At 52.0% G+C, this 22,482-nt stretch carries 23 protein-coding genes; 11 read left to right on the plus strand and 12 right to left on the minus strand.

Annotated elements, in window-relative coordinates; genetic code table 11:
- Positions 1 to 96: 96 nt before the first annotated feature.
- The gene (locus FOB24_RS16755; RefSeq protein ID WP_087855922.1) at positions 97 to 831 is read left to right on the plus strand and encodes a class I SAM-dependent methyltransferase; all 735 of its coding nucleotides are present in this window, start codon (positions 97 to 99) and stop codon (positions 829 to 831) included.
- 70 nt (positions 832 to 901) lie between these two features.
- Positions 902 to 985 carry a small membrane protein YohP gene (yohP, locus tag FOB24_RS24730; RefSeq protein WP_087855921.1) on the plus strand — a complete coding sequence of 28 codons (84 nt, stop codon included), beginning with the start codon at positions 902 to 904 and terminating at the stop codon, positions 983 to 985.
- 103 nt (positions 986 to 1,088) lie between these two features.
- Here yohP and dusC read toward each other — a convergent pair whose 3' ends face one another.
- From dusC to mhbT, 6 genes are all read right to left on the minus strand, one after another.
- Complete coding sequence (gene dusC / locus FOB24_RS16765; protein WP_085047881.1) at positions 1,089 to 2,033, minus strand: tRNA dihydrouridine(16) synthase DusC; 945 nt, start codon at positions 2,031 to 2,033, stop codon at positions 1,089 to 1,091.
- 61 nt (positions 2,034 to 2,094) lie between these two features.
- Positions 2,095 to 3,288 (minus strand): 3-hydroxybenzoate 6-monooxygenase, encoded by a 1,194-nt coding sequence (locus tag FOB24_RS16770; protein WP_085047880.1) that lies wholly within the window; start codon positions 3,286 to 3,288, stop codon positions 2,095 to 2,097.
- 14 nt (positions 3,289 to 3,302) lie between these two features.
- Positions 3,303 to 3,947: a maleylacetoacetate isomerase gene (gene maiA / locus FOB24_RS16775; protein ID WP_150345585.1), complete on the minus strand. Its 645-nt coding sequence runs from the start codon at positions 3,945 to 3,947 to the stop codon at positions 3,303 to 3,305.
- 8 nt (positions 3,948 to 3,955) lie between these two features.
- On the minus strand, positions 3,956 to 4,657 hold the full coding sequence (locus FOB24_RS16780) for a fumarylacetoacetate hydrolase family protein (protein WP_038641969.1): 702 nt from the start codon (positions 4,655 to 4,657) through the stop codon (positions 3,956 to 3,958).
- 15 nt (positions 4,658 to 4,672) lie between these two features.
- Positions 4,673 to 5,710: a gentisate 1,2-dioxygenase gene (gtdA, locus tag FOB24_RS16785; RefSeq protein ID WP_150345208.1), complete on the minus strand. Its 1,038-nt coding sequence runs from the start codon at positions 5,708 to 5,710 to the stop codon at positions 4,673 to 4,675.
- Positions 5,711 to 5,721: 11 nt separating this feature from the next.
- Entirely contained in the window at positions 5,722 to 7,080 is a 1,359-nt protein-coding gene (gene mhbT / locus FOB24_RS16790) for a 3-hydroxybenzoate transporter MhbT (RefSeq protein ID WP_137371589.1), read from the minus strand.
- A 126-nt stretch (positions 7,081 to 7,206) separates the two neighbouring features.
- Here mhbT and FOB24_RS16795 point away from each other — a divergent pair, with 126 nt between their 5' ends.
- From FOB24_RS16795 to preA, 8 genes are all read left to right on the plus strand, one after another.
- On the plus strand, positions 7,207 to 8,115 hold the full coding sequence (locus FOB24_RS16795) for a LysR substrate-binding domain-containing protein (protein ID WP_085047876.1): 909 nt from the start codon (positions 7,207 to 7,209) through the stop codon (positions 8,113 to 8,115).
- Between the two features lie 122 nt (positions 8,116 to 8,237).
- Positions 8,238 to 8,636, plus strand: coding sequence for a CidA/LrgA family protein (locus tag FOB24_RS16800; RefSeq protein ID WP_137347653.1), 399 nt, complete (start codon positions 8,238 to 8,240; stop codon positions 8,634 to 8,636).
- Positions 8,633 to 9,328, plus strand: a complete 696-nt coding sequence (locus tag FOB24_RS16805; RefSeq protein WP_038641977.1) for a CidB/LrgB family autolysis modulator — start codon at positions 8,633 to 8,635, stop codon at positions 9,326 to 9,328. Before FOB24_RS16800 ends, FOB24_RS16805 begins: the two co-directional genes overlap by 4 nt.
- Positions 9,329 to 9,476: 148 nt before the next feature.
- Positions 9,477 to 10,361 (plus strand): cytidine deaminase, encoded by an 885-nt coding sequence (cdd, locus tag FOB24_RS16810; protein WP_038641979.1) that lies wholly within the window; start codon positions 9,477 to 9,479, stop codon positions 10,359 to 10,361.
- A gap of 135 nt (positions 10,362 to 10,496) precedes the next feature.
- A complete protein-coding gene (gene sanA / locus FOB24_RS16815; RefSeq protein ID WP_038641981.1) occupies positions 10,497 to 11,216 on the plus strand; it encodes an outer membrane permeability protein SanA in 720 nt (239 codons plus the stop codon).
- A 2-nt stretch (positions 11,217 to 11,218) separates the two neighbouring features.
- Positions 11,219 to 11,458: a DUF2542 family protein gene (locus FOB24_RS16820; RefSeq protein WP_038641982.1), complete on the plus strand. Its 240-nt coding sequence runs from the start codon at positions 11,219 to 11,221 to the stop codon at positions 11,456 to 11,458.
- A gap of 233 nt (positions 11,459 to 11,691) precedes the next feature.
- The gene (locus FOB24_RS16825) at positions 11,692 to 12,933 is read left to right on the plus strand and encodes an NAD(P)-dependent oxidoreductase (protein WP_150345209.1); all 1,242 of its coding nucleotides are present in this window, start codon (positions 11,692 to 11,694) and stop codon (positions 12,931 to 12,933) included.
- Positions 12,927 to 14,162 (plus strand): NAD-dependent dihydropyrimidine dehydrogenase subunit PreA, encoded by a 1,236-nt coding sequence (gene preA / locus FOB24_RS16830; RefSeq protein ID WP_085047874.1) that lies wholly within the window; start codon positions 12,927 to 12,929, stop codon positions 14,160 to 14,162. The genes FOB24_RS16825 and preA overlap by 7 nt, the downstream gene beginning before the upstream one ends.
- A gap of 57 nt (positions 14,163 to 14,219) precedes the next feature.
- On the opposite strand, the gene mglC is transcribed toward preA, so the two are convergent.
- The 6 genes from mglC to folE form a co-directional block, all read right to left on the minus strand.
- Positions 14,220 to 15,230: a galactose/methyl galactoside ABC transporter permease MglC gene (gene mglC, locus FOB24_RS16835; protein WP_003027393.1), complete on the minus strand. Its 1,011-nt coding sequence runs from the start codon at positions 15,228 to 15,230 to the stop codon at positions 14,220 to 14,222.
- Between the two features lie 15 nt (positions 15,231 to 15,245).
- A complete protein-coding gene (gene mglA / locus FOB24_RS16840; RefSeq protein ID WP_005129207.1) occupies positions 15,246 to 16,766 on the minus strand; it encodes a galactose/methyl galactoside ABC transporter ATP-binding protein MglA in 1,521 nt (506 codons plus the stop codon).
- A 70-nt stretch (positions 16,767 to 16,836) separates the two neighbouring features.
- The gene (gene mglB / locus FOB24_RS16845) at positions 16,837 to 17,835 is read right to left on the minus strand and encodes a galactose/glucose ABC transporter substrate-binding protein MglB (protein ID WP_006683804.1); all 999 of its coding nucleotides are present in this window, start codon (positions 17,833 to 17,835) and stop codon (positions 16,837 to 16,839) included.
- A 292-nt stretch (positions 17,836 to 18,127) separates the two neighbouring features.
- Positions 18,128 to 19,153: an HTH-type transcriptional regulator GalS gene (gene galS, locus FOB24_RS16850; RefSeq protein WP_038641992.1), complete on the minus strand. Its 1,026-nt coding sequence runs from the start codon at positions 19,151 to 19,153 to the stop codon at positions 18,128 to 18,130.
- Positions 19,154 to 19,297: 144 nt separating this feature from the next.
- On the minus strand, positions 19,298 to 20,455 hold the full coding sequence (yeiB, locus tag FOB24_RS16855) for a DUF418 domain-containing protein YeiB (RefSeq protein WP_137347649.1): 1,158 nt from the start codon (positions 20,453 to 20,455) through the stop codon (positions 19,298 to 19,300).
- 14 nt (positions 20,456 to 20,469) lie between these two features.
- Positions 20,470 to 21,138, minus strand: coding sequence for a GTP cyclohydrolase I FolE (gene folE, locus FOB24_RS16860; protein ID WP_003027410.1), 669 nt, complete (start codon positions 21,136 to 21,138; stop codon positions 20,470 to 20,472).
- Between the two features lie 322 nt (positions 21,139 to 21,460).
- Here folE and fghA point away from each other — a divergent pair, with 322 nt between their 5' ends.
- Entirely contained in the window at positions 21,461 to 22,297 is an 837-nt protein-coding gene (gene fghA / locus FOB24_RS16865) for an S-formylglutathione hydrolase (protein ID WP_085047873.1), read from the plus strand.
- Positions 22,298 to 22,482 lie beyond the last annotated feature (185 nt).

The raw sequence follows: 22,482 nt of genomic DNA on the forward strand, positions 1-22,482 counted from the left end.
ATACATCTTTGGCAATAAAAATATATAATCAGAAAAATATACACCACACAAATAATACAGATTAAATAATTTTAATAATTTATAGATGGAAACCTTATGTCACAGAATATTTATGACGACCCGGAATTCTTTGCCGGATATGCCACGCTGGATCGTTCAGTAAAAGGGCTTGACGGCGCACCGGAATGGCCAGCAATACAGGCTATGCTCCCCGCTCTGCAGGGTAAAAACATTCTCGATTTGGGCTGCGGATATGGCTGGTTTTGTCGCTACGCGCGCGATAATCATGCCGCCAGCGTCGTGGGGCTGGATATCTCACAAAAGATGTTAACCCAAGCGCATAATATGACTCACGGCAATGGCATCGTCTATCGCCGTGAAGATCTCGAAACGCTTACGCTCTCGCCGGCGTCTTTCGACCTGGCGTATAGCTCCCTTGCCCTGCACTATTTACACGATATTGAACGATTATTCGTAACGATTTACCAGGCATTAACACCGGGAGGCATGTTGGTTTTCTCTGCCGAGCACCCCATTTATACCGCACCGCTTAACCAGGGCTGGATAAAAGACAAAACCGGGCAGCTGTCCTGGCCGGTTAATCATTACCAACAAGAAGGCGAGCGTATCAGTAACTGGTTTGCTGAAGGCGTTAAAAAACAGCATCGCAAGCTGGCGACCTGGATTAACGCGCTCATTGCCGCCGGATTCGACATTGTGTGTGTTGATGAATGGGGACCCTCTGCTCAGCAGATTGCTGAAAACCCGGCGCTGGATGAAGAAAAAGAGCGGCCAATGGTGTTTCTGCTAAGCGCACGTAAACCCGCATAACAGCGCCACCAGGCAGAATAGTTGATACTTTCCTATACTCAATCTGAATTTACCAAAAAAAGGAAAGTTAATGAAAATTCTGCTGTGGATTATTCTAATTATTTTTCTGATTGGACTGTTGGTGGTAACCGGCGTGTTTAAGATGATTTTTTGATGTTGTCTTTTAGCCCAGGCCTGATAGCAGAAATGTCAGGCGATTATTCTCTCTGATGCCGGATGGCGGCGTAAACGCCTTATCCGGCCTACCGGAACTGATGTCAGGCGGTAATCTTGATGGCCTGAATCGCCCGAGCGATATCCGGCGAATTGTTTAACGCGCGAATCTCCTGAAACAGTGCCGTGGCTTCTGAATATTCTTTACGCAAATACCCTAACCACTGCTTAATACGCGCCACATGATACAACCCCGTGTCACCCTGCTTTTCGAGACGGGTATATTTTTGCAGCAGCATCACGACGTCAGGCCAGGGCATACGCGGCTCGTTGTACTTCACCACGCGACTCAGGTTCGGGATATTTAACGCACCACGACCGATCATCACCGCATCGCATCCGCTGATGGCCATACAATCCTGGGCGCTCTGCCAGTCCCAGATTTCACCATTTGCGATAACCGGAATGGTAAGTCGCTGGCGAATTTCGCCAATCGCCTGCCAGTTAATATGCTCGGCCTTATAGCCCTGCTCTTTGGTACGACCATGCACCACCAGTTCACTGGCACCAGCCTGCTGGACGGCATCGGCAATTTCAAACTGCCGGTCGCTGTTGTCCCAGCCCAGGCGTACTTTCACCGTCACCGGGAGAGGGTCCGGCACCGCCTCGCGCATGGCTTTTGCGCCGCGGTAGATGAGCTCAGGATCTTTCAATAACGTCGCGCCACCGCCGCTGCCGTTGACCAGCTTCGACGGACAGCCGCAGTTCAGATCGACACCGTACGATCCCAGTTCGACCGCGCGCGCGGCGTTCTCCGCCAGCCACTGCGGATACTGGCCCAATAGCTGTATGCGCACCCGCGTGCCGGATGGCGTGCGGCTGTTGTTATGCAGTTCCGGGCAGAGCCGGTGAAATACTTTTGCCGGCAGGAGCTGATCCACCACGCGCACAAACTCCGTGATGCACAGATCGTAATCATTCACTTCAGTCAGCAGCTCGCGCACCAGGGAATCGAGCACGCCTTCCATCGGCGCCAGTAAAACACGCATATCGTCACCCGCAAAAAAAGAGGCGCTATGGTAGCGCCTCCGTTCGGGAGATTAAAGAGGCTCAGCGCGGCAACAGACAGTTATCTTCTTTCCAGCCGTACAGCCACTCCATACCGCGATAAAACTCCGCCTGTGATTTACCTTTCCACAGCAGATTACGCACCTGGCGCTCGACGCCCGCGGCGTGATAAACGCGGCCCATTTCGCGCGTCGACCAGACAATCCGCGCCGTACGCGGAATGCGCACCGACTCATACAGGGCAAAGGCATCAGCCGCATCGCCGTCACACTGCTGTAACGCCTTACCAAGCGTGACGGCATCTTCCAACGCCATACAGGCTCCCTGCGCCATATATTGCGCCACCGGGTGCGCGGCATCACCCACCAGCGTAATGCGGTCGGTACCCCATTTCTCGACCGGCTCGCGGTCAGCGGTGGACCAGCGCCGCCATGATGTCGGTTTATCCAGCATCTGGCGCGGACGTGGATGAATACCGGCAAAATAGGAGAGCACCTCCTCTTTACTGCCATCCTTCACGCCCCACTCTTCCTGCTGACGGCTATGAAAGGTCACCACCAGATTATATTGTTTGCCGCCGCGCAGCGGATAGTGCACCAGGTGACAGTGCGGTCCGGCCCACAGCACCGGCGCGTTAATGCGCAAATCTTCCGGCATATCATCGCAATCAATCACCGCGCGGTAGACCACGTGCCCGGTCACGCGTGGCGCATCGCCAATCAGAGACTGACGGACAACCGACTTCACACCGTCACAGCCGACCAAAATATCTGCCGTCCAGCTGTTGCCATGCTCGTCAAATACCGTCACGTCATTCTCGGTCTGGCGAATATCAACCACGTTAGTTGAAGTGCGATACTCAACGTTGGGATGAACCAGCGCCGCTTCCCACACAGAAGCATGAATATCCACCCGATGGATAACCGCATAAGGACCGCCAAAGTGATCGCGGAACGCCTGTCCGGTTTCAATACGCACGACTTCCTGCGCATTTACCGCATCCATCATGGTGATATGATCGGTAAAAACGGCGCGCTGGCGGGCAACCTCTCCCACGCCAAGGCTGTCGAGAGCAGAGAACGCGTTTGGCCCGAGCTGAATGCCCGCGCCGATTTCGCCAATCTCATGCGCTTTCTCCAGCAACATCACTTTGATTCCCTGACGGGCCAGCGATAACGCGGTCGCCGCGCCGCCAATCCCACCACCCACGATAATTGCGCGTGTCACTTTAGCCATTGTCGTTCTCCTTATCAGGCCGGAATTTTATCTTGTTGATTCTCGGGCGCGGCGGCGATAAACGCCGGAAGCTGGGTACAGGCATCATAGACCGCCTTACAGCGTGGATATGCGCTCAAATCGCAGCCCATACGTAGCGCGTTCGCCCATTGCGGGATCAGGCAGCAATCCGCCAGCGTCGGCGCATCACCCACGCAGAACGCCCCCGAATGACTCTGACGCAGCATCTGTTCCACTGCGCTTAACCCTTGCTGGATCCAGTGCGCATACCAGCGTTTTTTATCCTCTTCACTGATCTTTAATTCGTCGCTCAGGTAGCGCAGTACCCGCAGATTATTCACGGGGTGGATATCACAAGCGATGGCATAAACAATTTCCAGCACCCGACTGCGCATCGGGAAGTCACCAGGCAGCAGCGGCGACTGCGGAAAGTGGCCATCCAGCCAGTCGATTATCGCCAGCGATTGTCCAAGCGATTCTCCGTCGTCGGTCACCAGCGTCGGCACCAGCCCCACCGGATTCATCCGCCGGTAGGCCAGCTCGTTCTGCTGACCGATGCGAATGTTGACGCCCACCGTCTGGTAATCGAGCCCTTTCAGCGCCAGCGCAATACGCACGCGATATGACGCGGAGCTATTAAAGAAACTGTACAGCTTCATCATCCACCTCAGACAATCTTCACGGCGATGGGGGTTAAACCGTCTACGTTGCCGGTGATCACATCCCCTTTCACTACCGCCCCCACGCCTTCCGGCGTACCGGTGTAGATCAGATCGCCCGGCTGCAGTTCGAAAAATCCGGACAGATAGCTGATGGTTTCATTCACAGACCAGATAAGGTGACGAATATCGCTCCGCTGATGATCGTCGCCGTTAACCTGCAGCCAGATAGGCGCATTGTTAACATCAGCGATTTCACTGGCTTTATGCAGCGGCGCGATGGGCGCAGAGAGATCAAACGCTTTGCCGATTTCCCACGGACGCCCCATCTGGCGCATCTCCATCTGCCTGTCACGACGGGTCATATCCAGACCGGTGGCATAGCCCCAGATATATTCGTGCGCTTTTTCCAGCGGTATATCGCTGCCCTTTTTACCAATCGCCACCACCAGCTCTATCTCGTAGTGATAGTTATCGGTCTGCGACGGGTACGGCAGTTCAAGGGTTTGACCAGCCGCCACCGGAACCACCGCGTCGGCCGGTTTACAGAAGAAGAACGGCGGTTCGCGATCCGGGTCAAAGCCCATTTCACGCGCATGTGCAGCATAGTTGCGCCCCACACAGTAAACGCGGCGCACGGGAAATTGTTCATCACTACCAACCACCGGAACGGTAACAGGCGCTTGTGGTTCGAATACGTATTGCGTCATTTTCTCTCTCCCAAATTAATAGCGTGCTTCACGGAACAACCCCAGCGCTTCCTGAACCGGTCTGTCCGAAAAACTGAATAAGACGGCATCTTCGCTGGCCTGGAACGACACACCGTGCCAGGTCGGCACCACGAAGATATCTTTTGGCGAAAAGTTGAAGGTTTCGTTGCCGATGGTGACCCGCCCGCTTCCTTCCACCACATGGTAGATAGTGCTGTCAGTGGTACGCGCCATCCGTGAAGAAAAGCCCTTCGGCAACAATTGCAGGAAGGTCCCCATTGACGGCATGGGATAACCGCCGGTTACCGGGTTCACGTAGCGCATCTTGTAACCATCCCACTTGTCGGCTTCGCCCATGCGGGTCAGGTCATGCAGTGCTTCACGGCTACGATCGTAGCGATAGTTGAAAATGGGCGATGAGTTACCCTTCTGATGACGCAGCGGCAACATGTTGGCCGCATAGCGCGGTAAATAATCCCCTTCCTTGCGCGTGACCGGCTGCTGATCTTCCGGGTAGTCTTCCGCAAAGCCGCAGCCCAGCAGATTCACCAGCGGCAGATCCAGACCGTCCAGCCACACTACCGGTTCGCTGCCAGGGTTGCCGTGATCGTGCCAGCGCCATTGCGGCGTCAGAATAAAATCGCCTTCATGCATCTGGGTGCGCTCGCCATCGACGGCGGTAAATGCCCCTTTCCCTTCGACAATAAAGCGCAGCGCAGACTGATTATGGCGGTGGCTCGGCGCAACCTCGCCCGGCATGATCAACTGTAATCCCGCGTACAGCGTCGGGGTGATGGAAGACTGTCCGCGCAGCATTGGGTTTTCCAGCACCAGCACGCGGCGAATCGCCTCTTTCGCGCCAATCAGATCGCCACTTTCCAGCAGTAGCGGACGGATCTCCTGATAGTTCCAGTACGCAGGCGCGCAATTCGCGTTCGGCGTTGACGGCACCAGACGGTGCAACGACTCCCACAGCGGGGTCAGATTCTGCCCGGAAATATGCTGGTAAAACTGCTGACGGCTGTTCTTAACATCCTGATTCAGTTCAGACATAGGGATTCTCCTTATTCATTCACGATGCCTGCGCGTGGCAAGGCGTCAGGGACAGAGGCCGACTGGCGAACAACAACCGTCAGCAGCGTAAGCATCACCGCGCTGATGGCCGCCGGAACGGCAATAATGAAAAACAGGTTATCGAATGAGAAATTCATCGCCATCATCACGCCGCCGGAAAGCGAACCGACAATCGCGCCGCAGCGGCCAATGGCATTAGACCAGCTGACGCCCGTCGCCCGGCTTTGCGTCGGATAAAGGGTGGCGGTTAACGCATTGAGACCCACCTGAGAACCGCTAATCCCGATGCCGGTGCCAAAAATCGCCAACGCCATCAGCCACAGGCCGTTTTCGCTCAGGCCAATCATGACGATACATACCGCCCCCAGCGCATAGCTCACCGCCAGCACGCGGAAAGGATTGTATTTATCCATCAGTACGCCCAGCGCCAGCGCGCCTAACGTACCGCCAATCTGGAAGGCCGCAGTCACCCAGGAGGCATGTTGCAGGTCGATTCCTCGATGGTTAAGCAGCGTTGGCATCCAACTGGAGAGCAGATAAATAATCAGCAGGCTCATAAAGAACACCACCCATAACATCAGGGTAATGGGCAACTGTCGCCCGACGAACAGCTGGCGGATACTGCCTTTGGCAATCGCTGCGCCTTCGTTGAGATAAAAATGGGTATCGTCATAACGTTCCCGGGTAATAGCGCTGACAGTTCTGGCAATCACGTTTTGCGGTAGCTGGCGACGAACCTGCCAGCGCGGGGATTCCGGTAGCGCAAACAGCAGGGCGACAAACAGCATGAGCGGCAAAACGCCTCCCAGCACCAGAATGCCGTGCCAACCAATAACCGGCACCAGTTGAGCACTGACGATGCCGCCCATAGCCGATCCGAGAGTAAAGCCGCAGAACATCATGGTGACCAATGCGCCACGCCGACGGGCAGGCAGGTATTCCGACGTCATGGTGATGGTATTAGGCATCGCGCCGCCCAGACCTAACCCGGTAAGGAAACGCAAAATAACCAGCGTTTGCAGATCGGGCGAAAAAGCAGAGATCAGACTCAGCGCGCCAAACAGCGCCACGCAAAGCTCAATCACCCGTTTACGGCCAAAACGATCGGACAGCGGGCCGCAGAGCAACGCGCCAGCAGTTAGCCCCAGCAGTCCTGCGCCAAAAAGCGGCGCCAGATCCCCGGCGGTCAATTGCCAGTGAGTGCGTATATCGGGTGCGATAAAACCAATCGCCGCGGTATCAAAACCGTCGAGCATGACGACCAGAAAACAGCAAATAATCACGCGCCACTGCGTCTTACCGACGGGGGCGGAATCTATTAGTGCTTGTAGATCACGTTGTTGAGTCATAGTGAATGCCTCAGTGCAGGTAGAGTAGATGTCTGTTTTGTTTTAGGTATGTTGCGACTTTGTATGTTTGGAGATGAAATGTACAATGGCTTTTCATGCAGAGGCATAACCTAGAGGTTATAGCAAATGGCTAACTGGGCACAGAAACTGAAGTTGCACCACCTGCAAACGCTGGTCGCGCTAGGGGAACAGGGAAATTTGACTCACGTCGCCCGAATGATGAATATCACCCAGCCTGCCTTGTCCAAATGGTTATCACAGCTCGAAGATGAGATTGGCATCACGCTCTTTGAACGACATAGCAAAGGCTTACGCCCCTCCGAAGGCGGCAAGCTGTTGCTGCAACATGCTCAACGCCTGATCAATGATATGGAGCGTTCGCAGTACGAAATTGCCCGTTTCAAGCAAGGCGGTCTGGTGGGAAGTCTGAAGATTGGCTGCTCGCCGGTGGCGACCGACTGCGTTTCACAGGCAATACTGGGCTTGCTTACGGAGCTACCCACTCTGCATCTCAATATTGAAGAGAAAGTGATGACCCCGTTACTGCACGATCTGCTGGCGGGTTCAGTGGATGTCGTCGTCGGTCGCGTTGGCGGCCGGGCGCTTCAGCTGCCGCTTAATTACCAGGTGCTCTATACCGAGCCGGTCTGTTTTGTCGCCCGCCCCGATCATCCGCTGGCAAAATATCCTCTGCTCACCTGGAACGATCTGGCTAACTGGCGTTGGATTGTCTGGCCGACAGGCACCCCCATTCGGATTAGCATTGACAACGCGCTGGTCGATAATGGCGTAATGCTGCCGGAAAACACCATTGAATCAGCGTCGATAAACGTCAGTACCAACCTGCTGCAAAGTAGCGACATGGTTTCTATTCTTTCTCTGCGTCTGGCGCAGCGTTACGCCGCCCAGGGACAACTGGCTATCCTGAATCTGCCGAAGATTGAACAAAAAGGCAGCGTAGGCGTATTCTGGCGCAACAATGAAACGCCTACCACAGCCCTGAGTCGTTTTTTGTATTACCTGGCGCAGGTTTAGCGCGATCATATGCGCAATGTTCCAGACGTCTATTTCCTCTATGCTTAGAATTCATGATGTGATCGGTAGCACGTTTTGAAGTTTAATTGTATGATGAATCAGTCTCGTCAAGGGTTTCAATTATGAGCAAATCACTGAACATTATCTGGCAATATTTGCGCGCATTCGTCCTGATCTATGCCTGCCTCTATGCAGGTATTTTTGTCGCTTCGCTGCTGCCGATCACAATTCCGGGCAGCATCATTGGCATGCTGATTCTGTTTGTCTTACTGGCATTGCAGGTATTACCGGCAAAATGGGTTAATCCCGGCTGTTATGTCCTGATTCGCTATATGGCCCTGTTATTTGTCCCGATTGGCGTGGGGATCATGCAGTACTTTGATTTGCTCCGCGCACAATTTGGCCCGGTGGTGGTGTCATGCACCATCAGTACGCTGGTTGTTTTCCTCGTGGTGAGCTGGAGCTCGCATCTTGTACACGGTGAACGCAAAATTGTTGGCCAAAAAGGTTCGAAAGAATGATGACATATATCTGGTGGTCGTTGCCCCTGACTCTCGCGGTGTTCTTTGGCGCACGTAAGCTGGCAGCACGCTTTAAAATGCCGCTGCTGAATCCGCTGCTGGTCGCGATGGTGGTGATTATTCCCATTCTGATGCTGACCGGAATTCCCTACGATCACTATTTCAAAGGCAGCGAGGTGCTGAACGATTTACTGCAACCTGCCGTGGTCGCGCTGGCCTATCCGTTATACGAACAGCTGCACCAAATTCGCGCGCGCTGGAAATCGATAATCGCTATCTGTTTTGCGGGGAGCGTCGTGGCGATGGTTACCGGCACAACAATCGCCCTGTTGATGGGCGCCTCACCGGAAATTGCCGCGTCAATCATGCCGAAATCGGTCACCACACCTATCGCGATGGCGGTGGGAGGAAGTATTGGTGGTATTCCGGCCATCAGCGCGGTGTGCGTCATTTTCGTCGGCATTCTCGGGGCGGTATTTGGTCATACTTTACTGAATGCTATGCGCATTCGCACGAAGGCCGCGCGAGGACTGGCAATGGGTACCGCTTCGCACGCCCTGGGAACCGCGCGTTGCGCAGAACTGGATTATCAGGAAGGCGCGTTTAGCTCTCTGGCGCTGGTCATTTGCGGCATTATCACCTCGTTGGTCGCCCCGTTTCTGTTCCCGGTTATTCTGGCAGTGGTCGGCTAACCTTCACTTTTTGGTTATTTATTTGCGATGCGTTGCACATTTTTCATTTAAGTTTCATAAGTTGCACACACAATGAGATTTGGATCACATATAAAGCCGTAACAGGCCCGTAAACTACGATTCCATTACATTGTTATGAGGCATCGCCATGCATCCACGTTTTCAAACTGCTTTTGCCCAACTCGCGGATAACTTGCAATCAGCCCTGGCCCCTGTTCTGGCGGATACGCATTTCCCCGCCATGCTGACTGCTGAGCAGGTCTCTTTGCTGAAACGCGAATCGGGACTGGACGAAGACGCGCTGGCATTCGCTCTGCTGCCGCTGGCTGCGGCCTGCGCACGTACCCCGCTTTCCAACTTCAACGTGGGCGCGATCTCTCGCGGCATTAGCGGCACCTGGTACTTCGGTGGCAACATGGAGTTCCTGGGCGCAACAATGCAGCAAACCGTTCATGCCGAGCAAAGCGCCATCAGCCACGCCTGGCTGCGCGGTGAAAAAGGCCTCGCCGCCATCACCGTTAACTACACCCCTTGCGGCCACTGCCGCCAGTTTATGAACGAATTGAACAGCGGGTTGGATTTACGCATTCATCTGCCTGGGCGCGAACCACACGCACTGCGCGACTATCTCCCGGACGCGTTCGGGCCAAAAGATCTCGACATCAAAACGCTACTGATGGACGACCAGGATCACGGCTTCGCGCTGCAGGGCGACGCCCTGACCCAGGCGGCAATTACCGCCGCCAACAGATGCCATATGCCGTACAGCAAATCGCCAAGCGGCGTGGCGCTCGAGTGTAAAGACGGGCGAATTTTTAGTGGTAGCTATGCTGAAAACGCCGCCTTTAACCCCACTCTCCCACCGCTGCAAGGCGCGTTAAACCTGTTGAGTCTGAACGGTTACGACTATCCGGACATTCAACGCGCGGTGCTGGCAGAAAAAGCCGATGCGCCGTTAATCCAGTGGGATGCGACCTCCGCCACCCTGCACGCGCTGGGCTGCAACAATATTGAGCGCGTGCTGCTCAGTTAAATCATAAAGCCCGGTGGCGCTGCGCTAACCGGGTAACAGTGACTAAAATCCCCTCAATCAGACTGCTGTTTCTTGCGCTACGTCTTCCGGTACAGTAGCCTGATTGAAATTCCACCCAAATAACGAGTTTTCTGCATGTTAAAGCGCGTGTTTTACAGCCTGTTAGTCCTGTCAGGCCTGCTGCTGTTGACTGTGCTTGGACTCGACAGATGGATGAGCTGGAAGACTGCCCCCTATATCTACGACGAATTACAGGATTTACCCTACCGCCAGGTCGGTGTGGTCCTGGGTACGGCAAAATACTATCGAACCGGCGTTATCAACCAGTATTACCGCTACCGTATTCAGGGCGCATTGAACGCCTATAACAGCGGGAAGGTAAACTATCTGTTGCTGAGCGGCGACAACGCGCAGCAAAGCTATAATGAACCCATGACGATGCGTAAGGATCTGATTGCCGCAGGGGTCGATCCGGCTGACATTGTGCTTGATTACGCCGGGTTCCGTACGCTCGACTCCATCGTGCGTACCCGTAAGGTATTCGATACCAACGATTTCATCATTATTACTCAGCGATTCCACTGTGAACGCGCCTTGTTTATTGCGCTGCATATGGGCATTCAGGCCCAGTGCTATGCGGTGCCTTCACCAAAAGATATGCTTACCGTGCGGGTACGCGAATTCGGCGCGCGTTTTGGCGCACTCGCCGATCTCTATATTTTTAAACGTGAACCCCGTTTTTTAGGCCCACTGGTACCCATCCCTACCATGCATCAGGTACCCGACGATGCGCAGGGGTATCCGGCGGTTACGCCTGAACAATTACTCGAATTACAAAAGAAACAAGGAAAATAAGCATGGATGTACAAACCCTCTTCGTCGTGTTGGCCTTTCTGCTCATTCCTGTGTTTTGTTTCCGTGAGGCCTGGAAAGGCTGGCGCACCGGGGCCGTAGATAAAATTAAGAAGAATACGCGCGAACCGGTATACGCTTATCGCCATCAAGAGCCCCTGCAATTTTGGTCCTATGTGTTGGTTTATGCCGGATGCGGATGTTTATCCTTCGGTATGGTTATTTACTTAATTTTCTATCGATAAAGATATTATTTTTATATTAGCGTTTGAGAATAGCTAATATTATGATAACGGTTACCATTTCAAAGTAAGGGATTAATGCTGCCCGCCAGCATTTCCCGCCAACACTCTTCTATTTGTGAATCCTTTCACAGAATACTCTTCCTGCAGTGCTTAGCCTTAAGAATAGCCTTTCGATTTTTATATTTTGTTATTAACGGTTTGCCTTAATTTACTCACGCATTAAGGAAGAAAATATGCCACAACAAAATTATCTGGATGAGCTCACGCCTGCTTTTACGCCATTATTAGCCATAAAAGAGGCTTCCCGCTGTTTATTATGTCACGATGCCCCCTGTAGCCAGGATTGTCCGGCGCAAACTGACCCGGGAAAATTTATTCGCTCCATTTATTTTCGTAATTTTAAGGGTGCAGCCGAAACTATTCGTGAAAATAATGCACTTGGGGCAGTATGCGCCCGGGTATGCCCAACCGAAAAGTTATGCCAACGCGGGTGTACACGCTCAGGCATTGATAAGCCGATTGATATTGCACGTCTGCAACGCTTTATTACCGACTTTGAGCAGCAGACCGCAATGAAAATTTATCAACCCGCCACAAAAACACGTGGCAAGGTAGCCATCATTGGCGCAGGCCCGGCAGGATTACAAGCCAGCGTAACGCTGAGCAATCTGGGCTATGACGTCACTATCTATGAAAAGCAGGCCCAACCTTGCGGCTGGTTACGCTATGGCATTCCAGAGTTTCGTCTGCCGCATGCTGTTTTAGATAACGAAATTGCTCGTATCGTTGAAATGGGCGTAACAATCAAATGCAATTGTGAAGTCGGCACTGCCCTTTCCATTGAGCAACTCAAAACAGAATACCGCGCCGTACTGGTTACCGTAGGGATGTCTTACGGTTCAACGTTACCGCTGTTTGAGAAGGCCAATCACGTTGAAATTGCCGTCGATTTTCTGCAACGAGCCCGGCAAACCAGCGGCGATATTACCGTCGCGCAAAGCGCATTGATCATCGGCGGCGGCGATGTCGCGATGGATGTCGCCAGCACGTTGAAACTGCTGGGCTGTCCGTCAGTTACCTGTGTCGCCCGTGAAGAACTGGCCGATTTCCCAGCCAGCGATAAAGAGTTCAGCAGCACACAAGCGTTAGGGGTATCGATTATTGACGGTTTCACGCCTGTGGCGGTTAGCGGAAACCGGGTTACTTTTAAACACGTTCGCCTGCCGGGAGAACTGACGCTTGAAGCCGAACATATTATTCTCGCCGTTGGTCAACATGCTCAACTTGAACATTTCGCCGCGTTAAAACCACAGCGCAATCTTATCGACACGCATCATTATCAAACCGCCGATCCCGCTTTGTTTGCCGCGGGCGATATTGTAAAAGGCGATAAAACGGTGGTTTACGCCGTGAAAACCGGAAAAGAAGCCGCTCAGGCCATTCATCACTACTTAGAGGGAGCTTGCTCATGTTAACGAAAGATCTTTCTATTACTTTTTGCGGCGTCAAATTCCCCAACCCGTTCTGCCTCTCTTCTTCTCCGGTGGGCAACTGCTATGACATGTGCGCCAAAGCCTATGACACCGGCTGGGGCGGTATTGTTTTTAAAACCATTGGTTTCTTTATTGCGAATGAAGTCTCTCCACGCTTTGACCATCTGACCAAAGAAGATACCGGCTTTGTTGGCTTCAAAAATATGGAGCAAATTGCCGAGCACCCGCTGGAGGAAAATCTGGCCGCTATTCGCCGGCTGAAACAGGACTACCCGGATAAAGTTCTGATTGCATCGATCATGGGAGAAAATGAACAGCAGTGGCAGGAGCTGGCACGGCTGGTCGAAGAGGCGGGTGCAGACATGATCGAATGCAACTTCTCTTGCCCGCAAATGACCTCACATGCCATGGGTAGCGATGTTGGGCAAAGCCCTGAGCTGGTCGAAAAATATTGTCGGGCAGTTAAACGCGGTTCTTCCCTGCCGATGCTGGCTAAAATGACACCGAATATCGGTGATATGTGTGAGGTTGCGCTGGCGGCAAAACGCGGTGGCGCCGACGGTATTGCAACCATCAATACGGTTAAATCCATTACCAATATCGATCTGAACCGGAAAATTGGGATGCCGGTCGTCAACGGTAAATCCAGTATTTCCGGCTACTCCGGCAAGGCCGTTAAACCTATCGCCCTGCGATTTATTCAGCAACTGCGCATGCACCCTGAACTGCGCGATTTCCCGATTAGCGGCATCGGGGGTATAGAAAACTGGGAAGATGCCGCCGAGTTTTTACTGTTAGGCGCGGCCACGCTGCAGGTGACCACCGGGATAATGCAGTATGGTTATCGGATTGTGGAGGACATGACCAGCGGGCTGTCACATTACCTCGCCGATCAAGGATTTGACTCACTGGAGGAGATGGTGGGCCTTGCCAATGCCAATATCATCCCCGCTGAAGATCTTGACCGTAGCTACATCGTCTACCCAAACATCCATCTCGATAAATGCGTGGGCTGTGGTCGCTGCTACATTTCCTGTTATGACGGCGGGCATCAGGCGATGGAATGGAATGAGGAAACCCGAACCCCACACTGCGACACGGAAAAATGTGTGGGATGCTTGCTGTGCGGCCACGTTTGCCCGGTCGCCTGTATCGACCTGGGTGAAGTAAAATTTAAACCCGGAGAGAAAGAGCACGCGTTAACATTATAACGCGGACAAAAAAGGCCGGTGCAGATTGCGCTGCACCGGCCTTTTGGCGTTTTATCGTTACTTCTTACGCGCGTACTTCAGGGAGTCCAGCGCCACCGCAAAGATGATGATGCCGCCCTTAATAATGTACTGCCAGTATGGGTTAACGCCGATGTAAGTCAGCCCGTAGTTGATGACGGTAAAGATAATCACACCGGTCACCACGCCGAAGACGGTCCCTACCCCACCGCTAAACGAGACGCCGCCAACCACGCACGCCGCAATCGCATCCAGCTCATACATAAAACCGAGGTTGTTGGTCGCCGAGCCGATACGTCCTGCTTCCAGCAAACCACCGAAGGCATAGAACACACCAGACAACGCATAGATAATCAACAGGTTCAGCGCGACGTTCACGCCAGACACTTTCGCCGCCTCTGGGTTACCGCCGATAGCAAAAATGTTTTTACCGAAGCGGGTCTTGTTCCACAGCACCCACACAAAGGCCACGGCAATCAGCGCATAGAAGGTGATATAAGAGAGTCGGAAGCTGCCCAGCGCGATAAAGCCCTGCGCAAAGGTAGAGAATCCGCTGTCAAAGCCAGAAATTGGCGATGCGCCGACAAAATCATAGTACAGGGAGTTGATCCCGTAGACGATGATCATCGTACCCAACGTGGTAATAAACGGCGTCACGTTCAGATACGCGATGATGATACCGTTCACCAGACCGATAATCGCGCCGATGACGCAAACAATCAGTACCACCACGATAATCGGCATCGTCGCCATTTCCGGGAATACCTTGTTGGCGTTCTCCATCGATTGCAATAAGGTTGCCGCCACCACTGCCGCCAGACCAACCTGACGCCCTGCCGACAGGTCTGTCCCTTGCGTCACAATCAGTCCGGCAACACCCAATGCGATAATAATACGCACTGAGGATTGCGTCAGAATATTACTCAGGTTGAGTAAACTTAAGAAAGTGGGATCCTGGAAAATAATAATTGCCAGCAAAACCAAAAGAACAACGTATATTCCGCCTTCTTTCAGATAAGTAAGAAAACTTTTCTTATTTAACGCACTCATGAGGAGCCCCTAATCTTAAAGGTGCAAAGACGCAAGACGGAGGATTTCGTTTTGCGTTGTCGTTTTAGTGTCAACAATTCCGGCAACGAGACCATTGCTCATCACCAGAATACGATCGGTAATACCCAGCAGCTCCGGCATTTCAGAGGAAATAATAATAATCCCCTTATCTTTTTTCGCGAGTTCGGCTATCAACTGATAAATTTCAAATTTTGCGCCGACATCGATACCACGTGTAGGTTCATCCAGCATCAGGATTTCTGGCTGCGTTAATAGCCAGCGGCCAATAACCACCTTTTGCTGATTCCCCCCGGAAAGTGAACCAATTTGTGTACGATGGCCCGGCGTTTTCACCCTCATAGAGTCAATCACCCACTGGGTATCGCTCTTCATGCGGGAATTATCCAGCAGACCGACTTTATTTTTATAGTTTTGGATATTGGAGATTAACGAGTTAAAACCAATGTCCAGATACGCATAAATACCGGTCGAGCGGCGCTCTTCCGTGACCAGTGCAAAGCCATGGTTGATGGCTTCATTGGCGCTGTGGTTATTAATTTTTTTGCCGTGTAACGTAATCGTACCCGATGATTTCTCACGAATACCAAAAAGCGTTTCAACGATATCAGTGCGTTTTGCGCCTACCAGACCGGCAATCCCGAGGATTTCCCCTTTGTGCAAATCAAACGAGACATCACGAATCGACGGCTGACGCAGCGAGGTCAGGTTACGCACTTGCAGAATCACTTCACCAGGTTTGTTTTCTTTATCAGGAAAACGTTGGTTCAGCGAACGTCCAACCATCATGGCGATGATCTTGTCCATATCCAGCCCTTCCAGCGGCTGGGTTGCGATCCACTGCCCGTCGCGCAGCACGGTAATTTCATCACATAGTTGGAAAATTTCTTCCATTTTATGAGAAATATAAACAATACCGCATCCACGCTCTTTCAGCTTACGAATGATGGTGAACAGATGATTAACTTCTTTCTCGGTTAACGATGACGTCGGCTCATCCATGATGACGATTTTGGCATCGTAGGAGAAGGCTTTCGCAATTTCGATCATCTGCATTTGTGAAACGGATAATGTACCGACGCGCGCCCGCGGATCGATATCAATATCCAGCTCATCAAATATCGCTTTGGTATCACGGTACATTTTTTCCTGATCGACAAACATACCTTTGGTGGGATAGCGCCCCAACCACATGTTGTCCATCACGGAACGTTGTAATACCAGGTTTAATTCCTGGTGGACCATCGAAATACCATTTTCAAGCGCTTCTTTCGCCGAATGAAAATCGATTTCTTTACCCTGAAATAAAATACTACCGGAATCTTTTTGATAGATGCCGAAAAGACATTTCAATAATGTGGATTTCCCCGCGCCGTTCTCGCCCATTAAGGCGTGAATTGAATGCGGGCGGACCTTTAAATTAACGTTATCAAGAGCCTTAACGCCGGGGAAAGACTTGTTAATGCCGGTCATTTCCAACAAGTATTCGCCTGACGACTGAGTATGTGTGCTGACCATAAATATACCTTGTTGGCCTTGCAAAGCGCGTTATTAAGGGCGCAATGACATTGCGCCCATAGACGGAGATTTATTTATTAGTGAACTCAGCCAGATTATCTTTATCGACACCGACGTACGGAACGCGAACAATTTTGTTGTCAATTTTCCAGTTAGTGCCGTCTGCTGCGCCTTTGCCATCAGCCAGGTTTTTCGCCAAATCGAAGGTCGCTTTCGCCTGGTTGTTGGCATCGTTCAGCACGGTACCGGCCATGGCGCCGGATTTCACCAGGGCCAGCGCTTCAGGCAGCGCATCCACGCCAAACACCGGTACGCTGGTTTTGTTGTGCGCTTTCAGTGCTTCAACTGCGCCCATCGCCATCGCATCGTTGTTGGCGATAACCACTTCAATTTTGTTAGCGTTCGGACCGGACATCCACGCATCCATCTTATCTTTCGCCTGAGCGGTATCCCACATCGCGGTATCTAACTGCAGTTGCTCAGTTTTAATGCCCTTGTCGTTCAGCTCTTTGATCACGTAAGTGGTACGTGCTTCAGCATCCGGGTGTCCCGGTTCGCCTTTCAGCAGAACAAACTGGATTTTACCGTCTTTATTCAGATCCCAGTTCGGGTTAGCAGCCCAGTGTTTAGCAATCAAGTCACCCTGAATAATGCCAGACTCTTTAGAGTCAGTACCGACGTAATACGCTTTGTCATAGCTGTCCAGCGCTTTACGAGAAGGTTCTTTGTTGAAGAACACGATCGGGACGTTCTGACCGCGTGCTTTTTCAATTACCGTGCCTGCAGCTGCCGGGTCAACCAGGTTAATCGCCAGTGCTTTAACGCCTTTTGCCAGCAATACGTCGATCTGGTCGTTTTGTTTGGACTGGTCGTTCTGCGAGTCATTCATCAGCAACTGTACGTCAGGCGCCGCTTTGGCATCCTTTTCAATAGCCTTACGTACCACAGACATAAAGTTATCGTCGTACTTATAAATCGTCACACCAATGCGGGTATCAGCAGCGTGCGCAGCCGCGCCGAATAACATGCTTGCCATTACAGCAGACAGGGTCAACACCTTCTTATTCATGGTATCTCCGGTTTTATTATGCAGGGTAGTACTTGAGATAAATGCTCGGCAGGCAGAACGTTACTGAAGTGTTACTGAACGCCGAAGCTCACTTTTAAAAATAATTCTTCCGTGCCTGGCAACGCTCCAAAAACTGGCTTTAATTTTTGTTTAAGGCACCAATACCTCGATGAAAGTGATTATTCACCGTTACATAGTAGTTACAGCGCAACAAACAGAGTCATCATAGCTATCGCATTGTTAATATACTGTGAATTTACTCACATATTGAAAGCGGTTACATAGTTCGACTTTATGAGTTAGTGATCGGTGCCGCATTCTGCCGCAATGCCACAGAATGACGACGCACCAGTGTCGGCATAAAGCAATGCGACGCCGCAGGATCTAACGTGCCCGCCGCGCCTTGCAGCGCAAGCTCCGTCGCCATTTTTGCCATTGAAGCGATGGGATAGCGTACGGTTGTCAGTTGCGGATCGGTGTAACGCGCAATGGGAATATCATCAAAGCCAATGATAGAAAGATGTAATGGGATGGCGATGCCGTTGTCTTTTAACGCGGTCAGTGCGCCCGCTGCCATGTTGTCGTTGTAGGCGAAGACCGCCGTCAGTTGCAAATTGCGCCCCAGCAGCTCCACCATGGCAGACTCTCCTCCCTGCATATCGGGCGAACCGGTACCGATCCAGCTTTCCGCCGCATCAATTCCTTGTTCTTTCAGGGCCGATAACCACCCTTCTTTGCGCATCGCATCATCTTCAATACGGTGGCTTGATGCCAGGTAACCAATGCGTTGATGACCATTATTCAGCAGCATGCGGGTCGCCATTTTGGCGCCGCTGATATTATCCAGGCAGACGCAACGGTGGGCGTAACCCGGAACAAGGCGATTGATCAGCACCATGCCAGGAATCTGATCCATAAACTCTGCCAGTTCCCGATCGCTGAGCGCTTTAGAGTGAACAATCAGAGCGTTACAGCGTTGGCGAATCAAAACCTCGATAGCATGGCGTTCTTTTTCAGCCTCATGATAGCTATTACCAATCAGGACATATTTCTGATGCTGCTGGGCAACCATATCGACAGCTTTAACCAGCGCGCCAAAAAACGCATCTGATACATCCATCACCACCACACCAATGGTGTCACTTACCTGTGTCGCCAGCGCCTGCGCATTGGCGTTAGGTCGATAGCCTAACTGAGTGACTGCTTTCATCACCGCTTCACGCGTGTCGGGACTCACCAGCGCACTGTTGTTCAGTACGCGGGAAACGGTCGCTACAGATACGCCAGACTGTCGTGCCACATCACGGATGGTTACCATATTCACTGCCCTGTTTTAGATTGCGGTTATCCACAGACACCCCAGGCTGGGTATTTTGTCAGCACAATGAAACGGACTGCGTGAGTGATGTCACAGGAATGAAAGCGCTTACATCCATTTTGTTAATGAATGTGATCCAGATCGTTATCTGGATGTACGTGGTAATGATGTCCCTGAAGCACGCAGGGTTAATTGACGCCACAGCCACTCTACCGGGCCCTGCCGGTAAAAACGCAGCCAAATGACGGAGAACAGAAGATTAACGGCCCAGACAGGAATGACGAAACAGAGCAGCTCCAGCCGATCGAATTTCATAAACAAGCCGAATTGATAAAACAGCGTGGTGCAAATTAAGGTTTGCAACAGATAGTTAGTTAACGCCATACGTCCCACGCAGGCGATGGCAATCACCCACTTTAAGCGGCTCAACTGCGGCCAGAAGCCAAACATCAGGGCGGCGTAGCCGATAGTCTGCAACGGCGCGCCCAGCTCGCGCGGAGCTTGTAACAGGAAAGCACACCAGCGGTAGACCCACTCCAAATGCCACTGAATGATAATAGCAGGCAGGTTAATCGCCATGCCAATAATGACCAACAGTACGCCGGTACGTCGATAATGCTGCAAACTGTACTGCCCTTTCAGCCAGCCGCTGCGCATTAATGCTGCGCCAAGCAGCATCATCCCAGCCAGTTGCCAGCCGTACTGCGCGCCCAGTGCCAGCAAGCTATTGGACATCATATCCACGCGATTGCTGACCGCTTCCAGACCGCCATTCACTTTCCAGTATTTTTCATACAGCAAAGCTGAGGCATCCGGCGTCCACGCCCGACTGGTTTCCCCGCCGGAGATAACGCCCAGCAGCAGCAGTACGCCAATCCCCACCAGATAAAGCAGGACGCCGGTGTTAAACAGGCTTTTTACCGAAGGGGCATCGCGAATCAACCGCCAGCAAATCAGACCAATTAAGCCATACGCCAACAGGATATCGCCGTCCCAGAAGAGTAAACCGTGAATAAAACCCAACAGCACCAGTAGCGTAAGCCGCGACTGGATCCAGCGTTTGCCGCGCGGGAGCAGCATTTGCAGCCCTGCCCCAAACAGCAATGCAAACAGCGTGAGAAACTTGACCTGTGCGAAGAGATCAAGCACCGCCCAGCTCCAGGCGTCGGATAAGGTGATATTGCCATACCAGGCGGGATTGAGATATGCCGCCTTTGGCAAGCCAAAGGCGTTAATATTGAGAAGCAGGATACCAAGAATGGCGACGCCACGAATAAAATCCAGCGTGACATTACGCTCCATGGCTCCTGCCCTAATCAGTTGTGATGACGTACTGCGCGCAGGAATTCCTGACGCGTGTTCTGGCTGGACTTAAACAATCCGCCCAGAGAAGTGGTGGTGGTCGCGCTGGTCGCATCGCGAATACCGCGCGCTTTCACGCAGTAATGCACCGCATCAATCGACACCGCAACATTATTCGTTCCAAGCAGCGTTTGCAGCGCGGTGAGAATTTGCTGGGTCAGACGTTCCTGCACCTGCGGACGCTGCGCAAAGAACTGCACAATGCGGTTGATCTTCGACAGGCCAATGACTGAATCTTTCGGGATATACGCCACCGTCGCTTTACCATCGATAGTGACAAAGTGATGCTCGCAGGTGCTGGTCAGCGTGATATCGCGGACCGTAACCATCTCATCCACCTTCATTTTGTTTTCAATGACGGTGATTTTCGGGAAGTTGGCGTAATCGAGACCGGAGAAAATCTCATCGACATACATTTTCGCAATGCGATGCGGAGTTTCCATCAAACTGTCATCGCTCAAATCGAGATTGAGCAATTGCATAATCTCGGTCATATGGCCTGAGATAAGACGTTTGCGCGTTTCGTTATCCATCTCCTGCACGGGCGGGCGTAGTGGTGTTTCGAGACCACGCGCGACCAGCGCTTCATGAACCAAAGCCGCTTCTTTACTGAGTGATGACATTTCTTTTTCTCCTGCAGGTGTGGCGCCTCTGCCCTGCATGGGGCAAAGTTTTTAGGCTGTGTCACAGCCAGAACATTGTGCGTGAGGCGGCGCACATAATCCAGTATTCACCGCGATAATTATTGAAATTGGCACAGCCTTTCAGCTGTATCAAATTCACGTAGCGTTCAGCCCGGCGATGTTGAGTGTTAATGTAAAGTTATATAGATGATGAAGTATGTTTGCCCAATGCGGAAGTGAAAGTTACTCACAGTGCAATGAATAATCTGTATTATGATGAATTCGCAAACATATTCAGGTTCAACACAACAAGGAGCCACGCATGGAAATGCTTGAAGAGCACCGCTGTTTTGAAGGCTGGCAGCAACGCTGGCGTCACGACTCCGCCACGTTAAATTGCGCTATGACTTTCAGCATCTTTCTTCCCCCGCCTCGTGAGAATACCCCGCCTCCGGTGCTGTACTGGTTGTCGGGCCTGACCTGCAATGACGAAAACTTCACCACCAAAGCGGGTGCGCAACGTGTGGCGGCTGAGCTGGGTATTGTGCTGGTGATGCCGGATACCAGTCCACGCGGCGATCAAGTAGCCAACGATGATGGCTACGATTTAGGCCAGGGGGCTGGGTTTTACCTCAATGCCACCCAGCAACCGTGGGCAAGCCATTTTCGCATGTATGACTATCTGCGTGATGAGCTTCCGGCACTGATCCAGTCGCAGTTTAACGTCAGCGATCGTTGCGCCATCAGCGGACATTCCATGGGTGGTCACGGGGCGTTGATTATGGCGCTGAAAAATCCGGGGAAATACACCAGCATCTCCGCTTTTGCTCCCATCGTTAACCCTTGCCGCGTGCCGTGGGGCGAGAAGGCTTTTAGCGCTTATCTGGGTGAAGATAAATCGCTGTGGGCCGAATGGGATAGCTGCGCGTTAATGTTGGCCAGCAGGCCCGAAGATGCGATTCCGACGCTTATCGATCAAGGGGACAACGATCAGTTTCTTGCCGATCAGTTGCAGCCCGCGGTACTGGCCGAAACGGCACGTCAGACCGCATGGCCGATGACGTTACGCATCCAGCCGGGTTACGATCACAGCTATTACTTTATTGCGTCGTTTATTGAGGATCACCTGCGCTTCCATGCGCAATATTTACTGAAGTAACGCCTGAGTGAGGGCGAAAGCCCTCTTCATTTCGCCATCATCCCTTCACTTTTTCTCCATTTTTCTTTTTCACTTATCTTATTGATTTAATAATAATTCCCTCTCAATTCACATCAAACACAAATGATTTCGATTATCATTTGTGTTTACAAAAATTCATACTTTTGTACAATCCATTCGCTTCT

Origin of the sequence: Citrobacter werkmanii (genome assembly GCF_008693645.1) — a bacterium.
In the GTDB taxonomy this organism is placed as follows: Bacteria; Pseudomonadota; Gammaproteobacteria; order Enterobacterales; family Enterobacteriaceae; genus Citrobacter; species Citrobacter werkmanii.